The following is an 18956-nucleotide window of genomic DNA, read 5'->3' as shown; positions in this document are numbered from 1 at the left end:
AGGTGAATTGGCATGGCAAAAGATCAAGTGAAGACAGCAGAAGATGTGTTTGAAACACTCTTTACTTATATGAATGAAGAGCATGTGAACTTTGTAAAGAAAGCATACGAATTAGCAGAGCATGCCCATAGAGAACAATTCCGAAATTCGGGTGAACCATATATTCTGCATCCTATTCAAGTAGCTGGTATTCTTGCTGATCTTCAAATGGATCCAGAAACCGTTGCTGCTGGTTTTTTACATGATGTCGTAGAAGATACAGAATATACACGTGATGATATTGTGGAGCAATTTAACGAAGAAGTCGCTTTGTTAGTAGAGGGCGTTACTAAATTAGGTAAGATTAAGTACATGTCTAAAGAAGAACAACAAGCTGAAAATCATCGAAAAATGTTCATAGCGATGGCACAGGACATTCGTATTATTCTTATTAAGCTTGCGGATCGTTTACATAATATGCGTACTTTGAAACATCTCCCAGAAGAAAAACAACGTAGAATCTCCAACGAAACTTTAGAAATTTTTGCACCTTTAGCGCACAGATTGGGAATTTCCGCTGTGAAATGGGAGCTAGAAGATACTTCTTTACGGTATTTAAATCCTCAACAATATTATCGTATTGTTAATTTTATGAAGAAAAAACGTACGGAGCGGGAATCCTATTTAAGTAATGTCATGGAAGATATTAGTAAACAGTTAGCTGAAATGGAAGTGGAAGCTGATATTTCTGGTCGTCCAAAGCATATTTATAGTATTTATCGGAAAATGGTCGTTCAAAATAAACAATTCAATGAAATATATGATTTACTTGCTATGCGTATTATCGTAGATAGTATTAAAGATTGTTATGCTGTTCTAGGAGTTATTCATACGCTGTGGAAACCAATGCCTGGTCGTTTTAAAGACTATATTGCTATGCCTAAACAAAATTTATATCAATCATTACATACGACTGTCATTGGCCCGAACGGAGAGCCTTTAGAAGTTCAAATCCGCACAGAAGAAATGCATAATATTGCAGAATTCGGTGTGGCTGCTCACTGGGCTTATAAAGAAGGTAAAAAAGTAGAAGCTGATAAAAAGACAATTGATTCACAATTAACATGGTTTAGAGAAATTTTAGAATATCAACATGAATCTTCGAATGCAGAAGAATTTATGGAATCTTTAAAGTTTGACCTATTCTCTGATATGGTCTATGTTTTCACACCAAAAGGGGACGTAGTAGAGCTTCCGGCTAGTTCGGTTCCAATAGATTTTGCTTATCGAGTGCATTCAGAAGTTGGAAACAAAACTATTGGTGCAAAAGTGAATGGTAAAATGGTGCCACTAGACACGAAACTAAAAACAGGCGATATCATCGAAGTTCTAACTTCCAAACAGTCTTTCGGTCCAAGTAGAGACTGGATTAAAATTGCTCAATCATCGCAAGCGAAAAATAAGATCAAGCAGTTCTTTAAGAAACAATTGCGTGATGAGAATGTTATTAAAGGAAAAGAACAAGTAGAGAAAGAGATTAAATCACAAGAATTTGATCTAAAAGAAGTACTAACAGCTGAAAACATAAAGCGTGTATGTGATAAATACGCATTTGCTGGCGAAGAAGATTTATATGCAGCTGTTGGCTTTAATGGTATTACTGCACAGCAAGTGGTGAATCGTCTAGCAGAAAAAATGCGGAAAATTCGTGATCAAGAAGAAGCTTTAGAGAAAATAACAACTGAAATGCAAACACCAACGGTTAACAAAACAACAGAATCAGGTGTGATTGTTAAGGGAATTGAGAATATGCTCATTCGCTTATCCAGATGCTGTAGCCCAGTTCCAGGTGATGATATCGTCGGATTTATCACGAAAGGTCGTGGGGTTTCGGTCCATCGTGCGGATTGTCCAAATGTACACAACGATGACACAGTTTCCCGTATCATTGAAGTAGAATGGGTAAAATCTGACTCTCCAATGAAAAAAGAGTATCAAGTGGACATAGAAGTGTCGGCATACGACCGCTCAGGCTTGTTGAATGAGGTATTACAAGTGGTAAATGAATCTAAAACGAATATTGCAGCAGTGAACGGTAAATCAGAAAATGATATTGCAATTATTCATTTAACCATCCTAATTTCCAATACGGCCCACTTAAATAGGGTAGCCGATCGTATAAAACAATTGCCTGATATATATTCGGTGCAAAGAATTATTAATTAAAGGGAGTTTATTTTCATGAAGGTATTGTTGCAGCGTTGCAAAAATGCAAGTGTGACTGTAGATGGACAAGTTACTGGAAAGATAGAAAACGGTTATTTATTGTTAGTTGGTATTACTACAACAGACACTGAAAAAGAAATAAATTATTTAGTGGAGAAAGTGGTAGGTCTCCGTTTATTTGAGGATGCCGAAGGTAAAATGAATCACTCTATAGAACAAGTACAAGGAAGTATTTTGTCAGTTTCCCAGTTCACTTTATATGCGGACACAAGAAAAGGCAGAAGACCAAGCTTTACCGATGCAGCTCGACCTGAAATGGCAAAACCATTATGGGAACTTTTCAATAACAAACTACTAGCAAAAGGGCTAAAAGTAGAAACGGGCGTATTTGGCGCAATGATGGACGTCACGTTTACGAATGATGGTCCAGTAACGATTATGTTAGAAGCTTAAAAAACAAAAAAGTTGTATAAATTACTCTAACTAGGAGTAATTTGTACAACTTTTTTTAAGAATTAGAAAGTATATATTGAATAACATTGTGATTACTGGTTAAAGGTTGACGCTTTCCTGGGGTGAGCAGCTATCGCCGTCACTAACTTGTCGTTGTGATAGCTCAACTGATTACAGAACAAAAGTGCTATTGGTTGTGGCAAAAGAACGTCACAACCAATAGCACTTTAAAATCACTCGGTAATCATATAGCAAAACGTCTGTCCAAAGCTCATCTAAAACGATAGAAACAGTTTATGACCTAAGAGTTAATCCAACTGAGCATTAAAGTAGTTAATGATGCCATTATAAATGCCGTGTGTCGCTTGTTCTCTATAGTTTTGTGTAGTGACATTCCGTTCTTCAGAAGCGTTACTCAAATAACCTAATTCTATTAATATAGCTTTTTGCTTGTTTTCACGTAATACTAAATAGTCACCCGGCTGGGTCCCTCTATCCTTTAAGGAAATCATATTACCAAGTCCATTATGGACATACGTAGCCAATTCTTTCTGATAACTATGCATATAATAGGTCGTGAAGCCCCTAATGGAACTATTATCGATAGCATCATAGTGTAAGCTAATAAATGCATCTGCATCTACTTGATGACCAATTGATACTCGTTTTCGAAGATCTACATATTCGTCTGATTCCCTTGTTAAAATTACATTAGCGCCGGCTGCTTGTAATTTGGATGATAATAACTCTGAAGTCATCAACGTAATATCTTTTTCATCCGTTCCAAGTGCCCCGGTTGTCCCGCGGTCATTCCCGCCATGGCCAGCATCGACTACAATAGTCAGACCTTTTAATGTACCTTTTTTACGATCAGCTTTCTTTTTATCCGTTTTGACTTTGTTTTCGGGATCCTTCTTCACATTAGATGTGGTGGATGACGCTGAAACTACCCAGCTTGCAACATACGCAGTTTGATCACCTACCATAACTTTATACCAATCATTGGTTTTTTCAGCTACTGGAAATGTCGTGCCAGCATCGGCCCTAGTGACTACCTCACTACTAGTAGTACTATCAGAACGAAGGTTTGTCCCGTTATAGAGAATAGTAATAGTGCCATTTTCTTTCTCGTTTCCAGTTGTTGCTGAACTAGAGAAAGTCCCATAAAAACTATACAACCAACCTTTATCGCCATTTTTCAGTTCTACTTGCACCCAGTTATGATCAGAGTTAATAACTGCAAATTGGTCTCCTTTATTAACCTGGCCAATTGTTTTTGATGTTAAATCTGCCTTTGAACGAACGTTTAAGGTATTGACTGAAACCTCAAATATGTTTTTGCCAGAAGGCAAGGGCGTATCTTCTTTTATCGTTTGCTCCGTAACAGTAATATAGGATTGATTGACCCAGCCTTTTTGACCCTGATAGTCTATTTCTACCCAATCCTCTTGAGATCGATGTGCAGTTGAAGTATCACCTTCTTTTAATTGACCAATAACTGCAGAAGAAGTAGTAGGTTCGGTACGGACATTCAATTGATTTACTTTAGACACAATCTGCTTATTACTTAATTTAAGCGATTCTTTCGTTGTGTACCAACTAGCAACCCATCCAGTAGTGCCTCCAAAATTAATTTGAAGCCAATCATTTTCTTTACCTACTATGTCTAACTTGTCGTTTTTTGTAACAGCACCAATCGTGTCATATGTAAGACCTGGACCTGTTCGTACTTTTAAAGATGCGACATTAACAGTCACTTCGTTCTCCTGTGCATCAGCTTGTACGTATGGTAGAAGTAGTAATGTAGATAAAAAAATAACAGTTATTCTATGTATTATTTTAGTGTTCATTGGATCACCTCTATACCCATTGTAAATAGTCTTAGCTAAAAATTCTACCTTTTCTTCAAAAGGGTTGACTTATTTGTCGTACGTCATTAAGATAAAGTATAATCAAAAACTAAAACAAACCGATGACCGAAAAAGTAGCTGTCTAAAACGGATGACAAGAGAAGGAAAGACGTGGCTGAAATCTTTCCTACATACGCATTCAGTGAACAACATTCGAGAGGATTTTTGTCGAAAGAGATTTTTCTTTAGTAGGCAGAAACGGAACTGGTCGTTATCCAGAATTGAGAGGGTCAATATTTTTGACCAACTAGGGTGGAACCGCGGAAGCTTATATAAGCTCTCGTCCCTTGCTATTTTTAGCAGGGGATGAGGGCTTTTTTATATGTTATTGAAAGGGGCAGTTACCATGGATATTAAAGTACCAAGAGGAACACAAGACATCTTGCCATCAGAAACAGGCAAGTGGCAAGCAGTTGAAGAACTAATTAGAGAGCAATGTAAAATGTATCAGTATAAAGAGATTAGAACCCCTGTTTTTGAACATACTGAATTATTTACTAGAAGTGTTGGAGATACAACGGATATCGTTCAAAAAGAAATGTATACATTCCAAGACAGAGGGAATCGATCACTTACATTGCGACCAGAAGGCACAGCGTCTGCGGTAAGAGCATTTGTAGAACATAAAATGTTTGGTTACGCAGATCAGCCAGTGAAACTTTACTATATGGGACCAATGTTCCGTTATGAACGACAACAGGCAGGAAGATATCGCCAATTTGTACAGTTTGGAATAGAAGCAATAGGAAGTGCAGATCCAGCAATTGATGCGGAAGTTATTTCATTGGCAATGTCTGTCTACCAAAATGCAGGTTTAAAAAAGCTTAAGTTAGTGATTAATTCACTTGGAGATACAGATAGCAGAGTGTCACATAAAACTGCACTAGTTAGTCACTTCGAGCCACATATAGCAGAGTTTTGTTCAGATTGTCAAAATAGATTACAAAAAAATCCACTTCGAATATTGGATTGTAAAGTAGATCGAAATCATCCGTTAATGGAAACAGCCCCTTCTTTGGCAGATTTTCTAAATGAAGAATCTGCTGCTTACTTCGATAAAGTGAAGGAATACTTATCAATCTTAAATATCCCATTTGAAATAGATCCTAACTTGGTACGTGGTTTGGATTATTATAACCACACGGCATTTGAAATTATGAGCGCGGCCGAAGGATTTGGGGCAATCACTACACTAGCAGGTGGCGGAAGATACAACGGACTTGTAGAAGAGTTAGGTGGACCAAATGCTCCTGGCATCGGATTTGCTATGAGTATTGAGAGACTGTTATTAGCTATTGAGGCAGAAAACAATGAGTGGTCTGAACAATCGACTCTAGACGTATATGTGATTGGATTAGGGGAAGCTGCTAAGAAAAAAGCAGTCGAATTGACTTATCAGCTAAGACAGCAAAAAATCACAGCTGAGATGGATTATTTAGACCGTAAAATGAAAACACAAATGAAGTCTGCTGATCGCTTAGGAGCAAAATATGTAATTGTAATTGGTGATGATGAATTAGAAAAAGAAAGTGTTATGTTAAAGGATCTGGCAACTGGCACTCAAAACTTAGTTCCTTTGAGTTCATTAATAGATCAAATCAAAACTAGTTCAACACAGTTGGAGGCAGAGGAATAATGAAAAGAACACATACAAGTGGACAATTAAACGAACAACAAATCGGTGAAACAGTCCAACTAATCGGATGGGTACAAAAACGAAGAGATTTAGGTGGATTAATATTTGTGGATCTACGTGATCGTACAGGGCTAGTGCAAGTGGTCTTCAATCCTGAGATTTCCGAATCAGCTATTCAAATTGCAGATAAATTGCGTAATGAATTTATCGTAGAAATTACAGGTGCAGTAGTTGCTAGAGCAGCCAATCAAGTAAACAAAAATATTTCTTCCGGGGCAATTGAAGTACATGCAACGGAAGCTCGCATCATTAATGAATCAAAAAACCCTCCTTTTGCGATAGAGAACCAAACGGACGTCGGTGAAGATATCCGTTTAAAATATCGCTACTTAGACTTAAGAAGACCAGTAATGTATGATACATTCAAAATGCGCTCAGATATTACTAAAACAGTAAGACGCTTCTTAGACGAAGAAGGATTTTTAGAAGTAGAAACACCAATTTTAACTAAATCTACCCCTGAAGGAGCACGCGACTATTTAGTGCCAAGTCGTGTCCATGATGGAGAATTTTACGCACTTCCTCAATCACCACAGCTATTTAAACAGCTATTAATGGTTGGTGGATTTGAAAAATACTATCAAATTGCTCGCTGTTTCCGTGATGAGGATTTACGTGCGGATCGTCAACCAGAATTCACACAAATAGATATGGAGATGAGTTTCCTATCAATGGATGAAATATTGGAAATGAACGAACGTATGATGAAAAAAATTATGAAGGACGTTAAAAACGTTGATGTTACTATCCCGTTCAACCGGATGAACTATGATGAGGCGATGAATCGCTTTGGATCAGACAAACCCGATGTTCGTTTTGGTCTAGAACTAGTAGATCTTTCGGAAATAGTGAAAGATAGTTCGTTCAAAGTGTTCTCATCCGCAGTGGAAACAGGAGGACAAGTAAAAGCGATAAATGTTAAAGGTGCTGCAGCAAATTATTCTCGTAAAGATATAGATGCTCTTGGAGAATTTGTTGGTGTTTACGGCGCCAAAGGACTTGCTTGGTTAAAAGTGGACGAAGAAGGATTGAAAGGTCCTATTGCTAAGTTTTTCGAAGGAGAAGCAGCAACGAGCCTTATCCAAGCATTAGAGGCAACAACTGGAGATTTATTAGTATTTGTCGCAGACCAAACATCTGTGGTGGCAGATGCATTAGGAGCTTTACGTTTAAAACTCGGAAAAGAACTTGATTTAATCGATGAGTCACGCTATGAATTCTTATGGGTTGTGAACTGGCCATTATTTGAATATGACGAAAAAGAAGGTCGTTACTATGCAGCACATCATCCTTTCACAAGACCTTTTGATGAAGACCTTGCATTAATGGATACAGATCCAAGTAAGGTACGTGCGCAAGCTTATGACTTAGTGTTAAATGGTTATGAATTGGGTGGAGGTTCTCTACGTATTTATTCGAGAGAAGTTCAAGAAAAAATGTTCGAAATACTTGGATTTTCAGAAGAAGAAGCTAGAGCTCAATTTGGCTTCCTAATGGATGCTTTCGAATATGGAACACCTCCACACGGCGGAGTTGCATTTGGATTAGATAGATTGGTAATGCTTCTTTCTGGTAGTACAAATCTACGTGATACAATTGCATTCCCGAAAACAGCAAGTGCAAGTGATTTGTTAACATCAGCACCTAGCGCAGTAGCAACGGCTCAGTTAGATGAGTTAAGCTTGAGCTTAAAATTAAAAAATAAGTAAATTTCAAAAGGATTTCTCGTGACACTAGTCATGAGGAATCCTTTTTTATCTTGGCTATGTTAAAATTTAGGAATGTTTAAAGATGTTCATAAAAAAATGAACTGGAAAATCTATTTCCAAGTTCATTTTTACTTGTCTCTTTTAACTAAGCACCCTTTTAAAATTACTTCAATTGTTGAAACCCCATTAGTCTACTAGAATACTTCCAACATATTGAGCCGTCCCAATACTTGAAATGAGATTTACTTCGATTTAATACTCACCTTTTTCATTGGGAAAATTAAATTCTTTAAGTCTATTTACATCTAATTGTATTTTAGTAATTTACTTAACGTTAACGTTGACTTTAAATACATTCAAAAAAATTCTTTTATTTTATATGGTTATTTCGATTGTCTCTTTTTAAAACCTGTCTGTCATCAGCAATAATATACACCCTACCAAAATCATGCTGGCAAAAAATATTTGTTGGATGTCCTCGCCCCATCTAGTCAAAATTGTATAGACTTGAAAGATACTCAAGAGTAAGAGTCCCACTTTTAATGGCAAAGTTTTTATTTTCATGTTTAACACCCATTTCTTGTTATTACTAAAATGCTCGTTACTTCTATAAGAAAAAAAGGCGTACTCCTTTGTGAAGTAAGGCACCCGTTAATATAGTTACTAGATCAGTTCTACTCACAACCAACACAAATCAAATTTTCTTTACTATAGCAAACTCAAACTGCATAGTATAGGTCTTGTCTCATTTATTGTCTTCTAACAACTAGTGTTCCAATGACTAATAAAAAAAATAGGATTAATAAATATATACTTAAAGCACCCAATTCAATTGTTTCTGTTCCAAGAGCAATTAGTAAACAAACAATTAACATGCTTCCAAATAGAACTATATACAATGATATTGCATAGAAATTTTTAATATTTATCCATGTTCTTTCATCAATATCAGGTATGTTATGTTTCTTTCGGCTTTCACGAAATTTGATCGTTCCAAGAACAATACCTACACCTACAACCGAACCAATAATCCCTGCACTCATCGTTCCAACAGGTAAATCTGGGACCATCAAACTACCCAAGTAAAAACCGATACTCATTGAAAAAATCAGTGTACAGACTATGATGATTTGCAATTTTTTCATGTTATTCCTCCTCTAAAGTAAATATTTCATCTAAGGTTATATCAAAATATTTTATCAACTTGAGTGCCAGCTCCAAGCTTGGATTATACTTATGATTCTCTACCGCGTTTATCGTTTGTCTAGTAATTTGTAAATCTTCTGCCATTTGAATTTGGCTAATCCCTTTTGCTAGACGTATCTCTTTAATTCTGTTTTTTACTTTCAAATCCAACTAACTTCCTCTCTGGAATAATGTAAAGATATCTTTACCTTTAGTATAAAATAAAAAAACATCGATGTAAAGATATCTTTACATCGATGTTTCCAACTTTTCATTATGTAACTAAATTGCCTCGTTCGTCTAAGTAATCACTTTTCCTTTAACAGAGCATTTAAAACCTGCATCTAAAAGTTGTGGTCTAGTGATGCACAGCCAAACACCATTAGGTTATCGAGAAAAGAGAGGGTGATCATAGATCTGGAAAAGTTTAAAATTAATGCGGCTTGGGATTTTCTTGTGAATATATTTTAGTTGATATATATAATATTTAAGCAGTATACATATAATCTCAATAGTACATATTCTTTTAGTAAAGAGGAGTAGAAGAACTGATTATTGAGAAGGCGTTATTATTTATTATTATACTTAGGTTACTTTCTGGGAGCATTGAGTTATCTGCAGCAATGCTTATGATTAAATTTAATGATTTAGAAAAAGCATTTTATATTAACTCCTTACTAGCTTTAGTAGGACCGATCGTTTTAATCGTAACAACTGGAATTGGTTTAACAGGCTTATCTGAAAAAATTTCCTTAACTAGAATGGTCTGCTTATTTGCGGGAATATTACTCATTCTTTATAGTTTAAAATCCAATTGAACTTAAATAATGGACTGGTTAGCTTAATGCTTCCCAGTCCATTATATTTATGCCTTATGATTTTGTCCTTCAATTTCATCTACTTTTATCATTTTCAGCGCTATAAAAAAAAGAACAATTCCTATTACGCCAGCAATAATATAACTAATATTGAGATAATTTTTCATAACTAGTGACATGATTGGTGGACCAGCTGCAACTCCGATGAATCTTGCTGAGCTATAGAAGGAAGAGATGGTACCACGCTCTTCTTTTTTTATATTTTCCGTTATGAGTGCATCTAACACTGGTAGCAAAGCGCCGATCGCAATACCCATTATACTCGTAACGATCAATAATAGAATTAGTTTGTCTTTAGTAAATCCTATAAATGCTACACTTATTGACATAACCACTAAACAAATCATTGTCATTTTTTTCATAGTAGAAACATTACCCTTGATGTTCCTGCCAGTTATATATGATGCAATACAAAGCATCAGAAGTGGAATAGCTATTACAAAACCTTTTTTTATTCCTTTTATATCATGCGTTTTTTCAAGCATTTCGGATAAGAAAAACAAAACGGCGAATAATAGAAGCATAACAAAAGCACCATTTATAAATACAGTAAAAAGCCATTTACTTTCCTTCTTGAATGTCTTTTTAGTATTACTTAGAAAGTCTTTAAACTTTACTGGCTCATCTTTTTCCTTTGGTACTTTTACAAAGAAAAATATCATGACAATAGAAATTAAACTAAAGACCGAAATGGAGAAGAAAGGTAAAAACCATAATACTGCTGCTAAAACAGATCCCAGAATTGGGCTTAAAACTTTGCCGAAAGTATTAGAGGTTTCAATAAGGCCGAGACAGGAACTGGTTTTTTCATCATCATCTTTATATAAATCTCCGACGAGTGGCAATACGATTGGCATTGCACCAGCCGCACCTATACCTTGAAGAATTCTTCCAATAATAATCCAAAAAAACGGGTCATCTATTTTCCAAGAAGCAAAACCAGCGATAAGACCCCCGATTAAAGCTAGTATAAGGCTAGGTAAGATGACAATTTTTCTTCCAAAACGATCGGAAAGATAACCTGCTACAGGTATAAGAAAAATAGCTGCAATGGAATAACTAGTAATAATCATGCTTGACTGAAAAGAACTGATACCTACTTTCTTTTCTAAAACAGGCAAAATCGGTATGAGCATAGAATTTCCCAGAGTCATGACGAGTGGAATAGAGGCCATACTGATAACACACCATATACTTACATTGTCAGTTTGATTGTTATTCTTTATCATTTGCACACCACACCTCAACTAATAATCTTTAAGGTATGATTTCCTTTGCGTGTTACAATATACGTCAAAAGTTTTTTAAAATAGTGCATGAAATGCTTGGATTCCAAAATAGATACCGAAGCCTATCATACACAAAGAAGAAATGAATGAAACAGCTTTTAATACTGAAGTGGAAAGTAGGTTTCGTGAACTACTTGAAAAGAAGGCCATCAAGAAATCGACTAGCGCGATACCAAGTAAAATAGCAATACTAATTATAATCGTTTCGATTCCAGAAATTTCACCACCGCCACTAACTAAAATAGATCCATAAATACCTAACCAAAATAAAATAGTCAACGGATTTAAAAAAGCCATTAGTATTCCTGCCAGTAGTGAGTGACGTAAACGAACAATTTTACGGAATTTTGGATCCATAGAAATATTATTTATAGTTAGCAAATTTTCGATGCCCGTGTACATAAGTACAAAAAAACCAAAGCTCCATAAAAATATTCGCATATACGGGGAATCAATAAATTGACCTACACCAAAATAAACCATGAACATATAAATTATGTCGGTTACGATGGCACCAATTCCAAAAAACCATGCATGAAAAAAGCCGTTTTTGATACCAGTATTTAAGAGTGTAGCTTTAACAGGTCCTATTGGTGCTGCCAGGGATATCCCTAATAAGAAATATGTACTTAAGGAATTCATTCATGTCCTCCATTTTTGTTATATGAAGCATCATATTCGAGATGGACTAACCTTACGACTGAAGGTGCAAAATTTAATTTGAGAAGAAGATAGACTAATAATTCTATTTACCTATTATTCAGAATAGTCCGAAAAGAGGGTGATAAAATGATTGAAGTTTTATAATTCATATGCTATTATCTAAATAACACGAATCCTGATGTGTTCGCAATTTGCCAATCAGTTTTGACCGAACAATTTTATCGTTGGGAGTCTAACTTTTATTATGAATGACATGCCCTTAATCGGGACGCCAAGATTAATAAAGAGGACACCCACCTGCATCTTGCGGGTTCAAAACGATACGCTCTATTTGTCGGCACAATTGGGATTCGTATCATTTTTTCAATATCCTCTGGCGCATCTGCTGGAGGTTTTTTCTTGGGATTTAATCCTACTAATCTGATTTATATGGAGTGTTTTTTATGTTACATCAATTTTCTAGAAATGAACTTGCGGTAGGGAAGCAAGGTGTGGAATTACTGAAAGATACAACAGTAGCCATCTTAGGTGTAGGGGGAGTTGGATCCTTCGCGGCAGAAGCATGCGCCAGAAGTGGTGTTGGTCGTATTATTTTAGTAGATAAAGATAATGTAGACATTACTAATATTAACCGGCAATTAGTAGCTTACATATCGACAATAGGTCGATCAAAATCTGAAGTGATGAAAGAACGTATTGCTGACATTAATCCAGAATGTGAAGTAATCGATATGCATATGTTTTATACGGAGGAAACATTTGAACAATTTTTTGCGATGAATATAGATTATGTTATTGATGCGTCAGATACAATTATTTATAAAATTCATTTAATGAAAGAATGTTTAAAACGTAATATCAAAATTATTTCAAGTATGGGTGCTGCTAACAAAACAGATCCTACTCGTTTTAAAATTGTCGATATTTCTAAAACTCATACAGACCCTATTGCAAAAGTGATACGTACCAAGTTACGCAAAGAAGACCGCATTACAAAAGGTATACCAGTTGTGTTTTCGGATGAGAGTCCTATTGTTGTGAGAGAAGACGTAGTAGAAACGGTTGGTAAGCCAGAAGCAACTATTAGAAAAGCAAAAATGCCACCGTCTTCCAATGCATTTGTTCCTTCTACAGTAGGTTTAATATGTGCAAGCTGGGTTATAAATGACATTACAAAAGATATTCATATTACACGCGTACAGTAATTGCTTGAAGTTTTTTCCTGATGACTTATACTTAATGTATATATAAAGGAGGGAAATACGATGACTGAAACTAATAACCAAGAAACACCTAAAAAGAAAATGACCCTTCAAGAAGCTGTAAAGCAAAAACTTGAAGACAAAAAGAATCAAGCTGCAGGTGGTAAAACTTCCCTTAACGGTTCTACAGGAAATCAGAAAATGAAAAGCCAACAAACTAAAAAGGTAAGTAATACAAGACGCAAAATGGGTGTTTAATCCATAAAAAATCCAGTCCCTTTCTTAAGGGGACTGGATTTTTTAGAGATTAAGAAAGAATATAAAATTGGACTTAAAAGATTGGGAATGCTGTGATTTCCGTTACAGGTGGGCGCGTTTCGCGGGGTGAGCGATGAGCTATCACCGTCGCTAGCGCGTCGCTGTGATATCTCATCTGTCTCACTCATCCCGCAGAAGTCGCCACCTTTCACTTCAATCAATTATGTAGGTAGTACTCAACAACAAGATAGAGCATAGCTTATCGTTTGGATAAAAAGAGTAGTCAAAAGTTAATCTAGGGATTAAACAGTCTGCGTAGTATTGGGCTATTATTCCGTAACGTAGAATGAAGAAAATGGATTTCCTTTGATATGAGTCCCTTTCAGCCTTACTTATTTTAAGATGAAACATATATATTTAGGCGGTTTTATATCCAATTATCCGATCAGATTGAGTGGATCTAATTGATTGAAGCGCAGTGTGGCGACTCCAGTGGGAACAGCGCGAGCTGAAGACCCTGGACTGAGCGGAGCGAGGGAAGCGGCTGAAGCCGTGCCCACGGAAAGCGTCCGCTCTTCGCTCCAATCAATGGACTATCTACGCTTATATTTTTTAAGGACTGGGCGCCTTTATGCCCGATTATCTCATTTTTTTTCTAATTTAAAATTCTCTAATCTTTTGTAAATAGCAGCCAATCGTTTTTCTTCACCAGCCTCGATCGGTTTATAGAAAGAACTTCCTACTAAATTGTCTGGCAAATAGGTCTGATTGACCCAGCCTCCAAACGTCCCGATTTTATAATCATGCGGATAAATATATCCACCATGTCCTAAATCTGCAGCTCCTGCATAATGTGTATCTTTCAAATGACTTGGAATATCACCTGTTTTCCCCTGATGAATGCTTGCTATTGCCGCATCTAAAGCAGAATATGCAGAATTGGATTTCTCCGACAGACACATGAGTACTATTGCGTTAGCTAATGGTATTCTTGCTTCTGGTAACCCTAAACGTTCAGCGGATTGAATAGCGGCTAATACTTGTGGTCCTACTGATGGATTAGCTAGGCCGATGTCTTCATAACTCATCACGAGTAAACGTCTGGATACAGCTACTAAATCACCATTTTCCAATAGATGGGCTAAGTAGTATAGAGCCGCATCAGTATCACTACCACGGACAGATTTCTGTAAAGCTGATAGTAGGTTGTAAAAATGAGAACCTTTTTTGTCCCCAAAAACTCCTACACGATCCACAAGACTTTTCAATGTGGAATCCTCCACAATGGTTACACCATTTTCTTCAAAACTTGCAAAAATAGTAGATTCTAAAAGAGTTAAAGCTTTTCTGGCATCTCCGTTTGCTGAATCGGCTATTAGTTTTCTTTGTTGCTCTGTTATTTGAATGTTCTGTTGACCAAGTCCTTTTATGTTATCTTCCAAAGCTCTCACTAAAAGTAAATCTATATCATCGGTTGTTAGTCTTTTGAGTTGTTTGATCTCTCCACAACGTGATCTGATCGCTGGGTTTACATCATGATAGGGATTTTCTGTTGTTGCACCGATTAAAATAATCGATCCATTTTCCACGTGGGGAAGCAATGTATCCTGTTGTAACTTGTTAAAACGATGAATTTCGTCTAAGAACAAAATAACTTTTCCGCTTATACGTGCATCAGCCACTACATCTTCCACGTCTTTTTTTCCAGCTTTAGTGGCATTCAACGCAACAAAGGGCAATTTTGTCGTACCTGCAATAGCAAATGCAAGAGATGTTTTGCCAACTCCAGGATCGCCGTATAAAAGCATAGAGGGAACATGTCCGTTTTTTATCATTTTATATAAAGCTGTGTTTTCTCCAATAACATGCTGTTGTCCAGCTAGTTCATCAATAGTTTGAGGTCTCATCCGATATGCTAAAGGTTCATTTTGCAAAATGATCTCTCCTTTTTCGTACGTTTGTTCTTTTATTATATAGAAGATTGTCTAAAAAGTCATTTTGAAGTCGATATAGTGTGTAATTATGCTATACTAGGGAAAGAATTTTTTAATCTTATGAGGTGAATTATATTGAAATTTTCAACAAAAGGAAGATACGGTTTAACAATTATAGTAGCTCTAGGAAAGCAGTACGGAGAAGGTCCGATTGCACTTCGACAAATTGCTGCTGAATATAATTTATCTGAAGCGTATTTAGAGCAGATTGTATCACCTCTTAGAAACGCAGGAATAGTGAAGAGTGTAAGAGGGGCATACGGTGGTTATATGCTTTCAAAAACACCTAGTGAAATAACTGCAGGAGATGTTATTCGCGTATTGGAAGGACCAATTCAAATCGTTGAGGGAATTGAAGAGGAAGCCCCACCACAGCGTGAGTTGTGGATGCGTATTCGTGACGCTGTAAAAAATGTGCTAGATACAACTACAATAGAAGATTTAGCAAAATATACGGAAGAAAATCCAGAGAACCCTGGATATATGTTTTATATATAAGGAGTTTATAATGACTAGAATATATTTGGATCATGCAGCCACATCACCAATGGCCGAGGAAGTAATCGAAGTCTATACAGCTGAAATGAAAGAAGTGTTTGGTAATCCATCTAGTATTCATCAAACTGGAAGAAAAGCCAGAAAAAAAGTCGATGATGCAAGAACAATTTTAGCTAAAAGTATTGGAGCCCATGAAACAGAAATTACCATAACTAGTGGAGGCACAGAAGCAGATAATTACGCTGTTTTTGGAACTGCTTATGCTAGAAAAAACGAAGGTAAGCATATAATTACAACTCAAATTGAGCATCATGCGGTTCTTCACGCTTGTGAGCAGCTTGAAAAAGATGGTTTTGAAGTAACTTATCTTCCAGTCGATAAAAATGGATTGATCAGTATCAATGACTTGAAAAATTCACTAAGAGAAGATACTATTTTAGTTTCCGTTATGTATGCAAATAATGAGGTAGGGGTTATTCAACCAATCGTGGAAATTGGTGAATTATTGAAAGATCATCCTGCCTATTTCCATACAGATGCTGTTCAAGCATATGGTAGTTTATCTATTGACGTGATTACATCCCATATAGATTTATTGAGTGTTTCCAGCCATAAGATAAATGGACCAAAAGGAATAGGTTTCTTATATCAAAGAAAAGGTATCTTGTTAAAACCTATTTTTTATGGAGGACAGCAGGAACGAAAAAAACGGGCGGGTACCGAAAATGTACCGGCTATTGTTGCATTTGCAAAGGCAGTTCAATTGAAACAAGCAACTTTTACAAATGGCAACGTAGAATATAATCGGTTAAAACAAGTTTTTCTATCTGAATTGGAAAGACTTAAAGTTCCTTTTCAAGTTAATGGTTCTCAGGAATCAGTGCTTCCTCATGTGCTAAATATTAGTATCCCTAATACAGATGTGGAAACTTTTTTAGTGCAATTAGATTTAGCTGGTATTGATGCTTCAAGTGGATCGGCTTGTACAGCAGGTTCTATCGATCCATCCCATGTACTAGTTGCGATGTATGGGGAAAGTACACCCGAGTTACGAAATTCGGTTCGTTTTAGCTTTGGATTGAATAATACGGAAGAACAAGTGTTGGAAGCGGCAAACAAAATAAGCAAGATAGTATTATAGAACAAACCCATCTAAAAGTTTAACTTCATTTAGTTTGAGTTTGTCTATTACTACATGATGTTAAAGATTTTAGCGAAATGAGTGAATACAATGAAAAAAATAGAAGATACACGAGTAGTAGTTGGAATGTCTGGCGGGGTAGACTCGTCTGTTGCAGCATACTTACTGAAAGAACAAGGCTATGATGTAATCGGCATTTTCATGAAAAACTGGGATGATACCGACGAATTCGGGATGTGTACAGCAACCGAAGATTATGAAGACGTGATAAAAGTTTGCAATCAAATAGGTATTCCTTATTATGCAGTAAACTTTGAAAAACAATATTGGGATAAAGTTTTCACTTACTTCTTAGAAGAATATAAAGCAGGTCGAACTCCCAACCCAGATGTAATGTGTAATAAAGAAATTAAATTTAAAGCGTTCTTGGAGCATGCATTAGCTCTAGGAGCAGATTATTTAGCAACAGGTCACTATGCGCAAGTCGAAGTCCGTGATGGACAAACTCGTATGCTACGTGGAAGAGACAACAATAAAGATCAAACTTATTTCTTAAATCAATTAAATCAAGAACAATTAGAAAAAGTGATGTTCCCAATTGGTCACTTAGAAAAGAAAAAAGTCCGTGAAATCGCATTAGAGCAAGGTCTTGCTACTGCAACTAAAAAAGATTCCACTGGTATTTGTTTTATCGGGGAAAGAAATTTCAAAGAATTTTTGAGCCAATATCTTCCTGCTCAGCAAGGTGCTATGGAAACGATGGATGGGAAAGTAATGGGACAACATGATGGTTTAATGTATTACACAATTGGACAACGTCATGGTCTTGGAATCGGTGGTTCGGGTGATCCCTGGTTTGTAATTGGAAAAGATTTGGACAGAAATGTCCTGTTAGTTGGACAAAACATTAACAATGACGCATTGTTTTCTACTAGCCTAACTGCAACTGATTTATCTTTTACGACTACATTAGAAAAGCCACAATCTTTTAAAGCAACTGCGAAATTCCGTTATCGTCAAGAGGATATAGGTGTGTTTGTAGAATTGATAGATAATAACCGAGTGAGCGTTATATTTGATGAGCCAGTTCGCGCAATAACACCAGGACAAGCGGTTGTGTTCTATCAAGGCGATGAATGTCTAGGTGGAGCTACAATTGATGAAGTATTCAAAGATGGTCTTAAACTGGATTATGTCGGATAACTGGAGGTAATATTATGGATTACAATGAATTAGGAATTCAAGCTATACAAGAAGAAAATTATGAAAAAGCAGTAGAGCTTTTTACGAAAGCAATTGAAGAAAATCCAAATGAGGCAATTGGCTATATTAACTTTGGAAATCTTTTATCGTCTATGAATGAAGATGAACGAGCAGAGAAGTTTTTCCAAAAAGCAATTACTTTAGATGAAGGTGCAGCAACAGCCTATTATAGTCTTGCAAATCTTTACTACAATGCCGAGCGATTTACGGAAGCTGCAAAGCTATATGAAAAAGCTATTGCGACTGGAATTGAAGGACCGGATGCCTACTATATGCTTGGGAAAAGTCTTGAAAAAGAAGGGCTAACAAAGCTTTCGCTACCATATTTACAAAGAGCTTCGGAGCTAGCTCCTGAAGATATACAAATTAAATTATCTTATGGTATTGCCCTTGCTAGTTTAGAGATGTTCGAACAAGCAGAACCTGTCTTTAAAGAAATAGTGCAGTTAGATGCCGAAAACGCAGATGCTCACTATAATCTGGGTGTATTATATGCAGTTTCAACTTCTGACACTGAAGCTGCTTTATCTCATTTAAAAGAAGCTTTTACTTTACAACCCAATTATGATCAAGCACGCTATGTGTACGACATGATTTCCCTACGAAATTAAT

Annotated in this window: 17 protein-coding genes, 1 other RNA gene and 1 other annotated feature; of the genes, 12 read left to right on the top strand and 6 right to left on the bottom strand. The window is 36.3% G+C overall.

Going from position 1 to position 18956, the window contains the following annotated elements; all coding sequences use genetic code 11:
* Positions 1–12 precede the first annotated feature (12 nt).
* Both MHI47_RS11960 and dtd read left to right on the top strand, forming a co-directional pair.
* Positions 13–2205 (top strand): RelA/SpoT family protein, encoded by a 2193-nt coding sequence (locus MHI47_RS11960; protein WP_093537035.1) that lies wholly within the window; start codon positions 13–15, stop codon positions 2203–2205.
* Positions 2206–2220: 15 nt separating this feature from the next.
* The gene (gene dtd / locus MHI47_RS11955) at positions 2221–2658 is read left to right on the top strand and encodes a D-aminoacyl-tRNA deacylase (protein WP_093537036.1); all 438 of its coding nucleotides are present in this window, start codon (positions 2221–2223) and stop codon (positions 2656–2658) included.
* Between the two features lie 308 nt (positions 2659–2966).
* Here dtd and MHI47_RS11950 read toward each other — a convergent pair whose 3' ends face one another.
* Positions 2967–4508 (bottom strand): SH3 domain-containing protein, encoded by a 1542-nt coding sequence (locus MHI47_RS11950; protein ID WP_340830947.1) that lies wholly within the window; start codon positions 4506–4508, stop codon positions 2967–2969.
* Between the two features lie 113 nt (positions 4509–4621).
* Positions 4622–4859, top strand: a binding site (T-box leader).
* A gap of 55 nt (positions 4860–4914) precedes the next feature.
* On the opposite strand from MHI47_RS11950, the gene hisS reads away from it, so the two are divergent.
* Entirely contained in the window at positions 4915–6204 is a 1290-nt protein-coding gene (gene hisS, locus MHI47_RS11945; protein WP_340830946.1) for a histidine--tRNA ligase, read from the top strand.
* Complete coding sequence (gene aspS, locus MHI47_RS11940) at positions 6201–7973, top strand: aspartate--tRNA ligase (RefSeq protein ID WP_340832050.1); 1773 nt, start codon at positions 6201–6203, stop codon at positions 7971–7973. The genes hisS and aspS overlap by 4 nt, the downstream gene beginning before the upstream one ends.
* A 749-nt stretch (positions 7974–8722) precedes the next feature.
* Here aspS and MHI47_RS11935 read toward each other — a convergent pair.
* Both MHI47_RS11935 and MHI47_RS11930 read right to left on the bottom strand, forming a co-directional pair.
* On the bottom strand, positions 8723–9118 hold the full coding sequence (locus MHI47_RS11935; protein ID WP_340762785.1) for a hypothetical protein: 396 nt from the start codon (positions 9116–9118) through the stop codon (positions 8723–8725).
* A gap of 1 nt (position 9119) precedes the next feature.
* A complete protein-coding gene (locus tag MHI47_RS11930; protein WP_093537085.1) occupies positions 9120–9323 on the bottom strand; it encodes a helix-turn-helix transcriptional regulator in 204 nt (67 codons plus the stop codon).
* Between the two features lie 386 nt (positions 9324–9709).
* Between MHI47_RS11930 and MHI47_RS11925 the strand changes: the two genes are divergently transcribed.
* Positions 9710–9976 carry a YqhV family protein gene (locus tag MHI47_RS11925; protein WP_340771425.1) on the top strand — a complete coding sequence of 89 codons (267 nt, stop codon included), beginning with the start codon at positions 9710–9712 and terminating at the stop codon, positions 9974–9976.
* 47 nt (positions 9977–10023) lie between these two features.
* On the opposite strand, the gene MHI47_RS11920 is transcribed toward MHI47_RS11925, so the two are convergent.
* Complete coding sequence (locus MHI47_RS11920) at positions 10024–11265, bottom strand: MFS transporter (RefSeq protein WP_340830945.1); 1242 nt, start codon at positions 11263–11265, stop codon at positions 10024–10026.
* Between the two features lie 75 nt (positions 11266–11340).
* Positions 11341–11967 carry a LysE family transporter gene (locus MHI47_RS11915; protein ID WP_340769627.1) on the bottom strand — a complete coding sequence of 209 codons (627 nt, stop codon included), beginning with the start codon at positions 11965–11967 and terminating at the stop codon, positions 11341–11343.
* A 190-nt stretch (positions 11968–12157) separates the two neighbouring features.
* Here MHI47_RS11915 and ssrS point away from each other — a divergent pair.
* The 3 genes from ssrS to MHI47_RS11900 all read left to right on the top strand — a co-directional run bounded on the left by ssrS (position 12158) and on the right by MHI47_RS11900 (position 13448).
* A non-coding RNA gene (gene ssrS, locus MHI47_RS11910) (6S RNA) lies at positions 12158–12342 on the top strand.
* 89 nt (positions 12343–12431) lie between these two features.
* Positions 12432–13193 (top strand): tRNA threonylcarbamoyladenosine dehydratase, encoded by a 762-nt coding sequence (locus MHI47_RS11905; protein WP_093537043.1) that lies wholly within the window; start codon positions 12432–12434, stop codon positions 13191–13193.
* 60 nt (positions 13194–13253) lie between these two features.
* Positions 13254–13448: a hypothetical protein gene (locus MHI47_RS11900; protein WP_093537044.1), complete on the top strand. Its 195-nt coding sequence runs from the start codon at positions 13254–13256 to the stop codon at positions 13446–13448.
* A gap of 644 nt (positions 13449–14092) precedes the next feature.
* On the opposite strand, the gene MHI47_RS11895 is transcribed toward MHI47_RS11900, so the two are convergent.
* Complete coding sequence (locus MHI47_RS11895; RefSeq protein ID WP_340830944.1) at positions 14093–15382, bottom strand: replication-associated recombination protein A; 1290 nt, start codon at positions 15380–15382, stop codon at positions 14093–14095.
* A 135-nt stretch (positions 15383–15517) separates the two neighbouring features.
* Here MHI47_RS11895 and cymR point away from each other — a divergent pair, with 135 nt between their 5' ends.
* The 4 genes from cymR to MHI47_RS11875 all read left to right on the top strand — a co-directional run bounded on the left by cymR (position 15518) and on the right by MHI47_RS11875 (position 18955).
* Entirely contained in the window at positions 15518–15940 is a 423-nt protein-coding gene (cymR, locus tag MHI47_RS11890; RefSeq protein ID WP_093537047.1) for a cysteine metabolism transcriptional regulator CymR, read from the top strand.
* A 10-nt stretch (positions 15941–15950) separates the two neighbouring features.
* Positions 15951–17081 carry a cysteine desulfurase family protein gene (locus tag MHI47_RS11885; protein ID WP_340830942.1) on the top strand — a complete coding sequence of 377 codons (1131 nt, stop codon included), beginning with the start codon at positions 15951–15953 and terminating at the stop codon, positions 17079–17081.
* 90 nt (positions 17082–17171) lie between these two features.
* The gene (gene mnmA, locus MHI47_RS11880; protein WP_340762778.1) at positions 17172–18284 is read left to right on the top strand and encodes a tRNA 2-thiouridine(34) synthase MnmA; all 1113 of its coding nucleotides are present in this window, start codon (positions 17172–17174) and stop codon (positions 18282–18284) included.
* A gap of 14 nt (positions 18285–18298) precedes the next feature.
* Positions 18299–18955 (top strand): tetratricopeptide repeat protein, encoded by a 657-nt coding sequence (locus MHI47_RS11875; RefSeq protein ID WP_340830941.1) that lies wholly within the window; start codon positions 18299–18301, stop codon positions 18953–18955.
* The last annotated feature ends 1 nt before the right edge of the window (position 18956 follow it).

This window comes from Psychrobacillus sp. FSL H8-0487 (assembly GCF_038008385.1).
GTDB lineage: Bacteria > Bacillota > Bacilli > Bacillales_A > Planococcaceae > Psychrobacillus > Psychrobacillus psychrotolerans.
The sequence above is the reverse complement of the archived record's forward strand: the minus strand, read 5'-3'. Positions and strand labels throughout refer to the sequence as shown.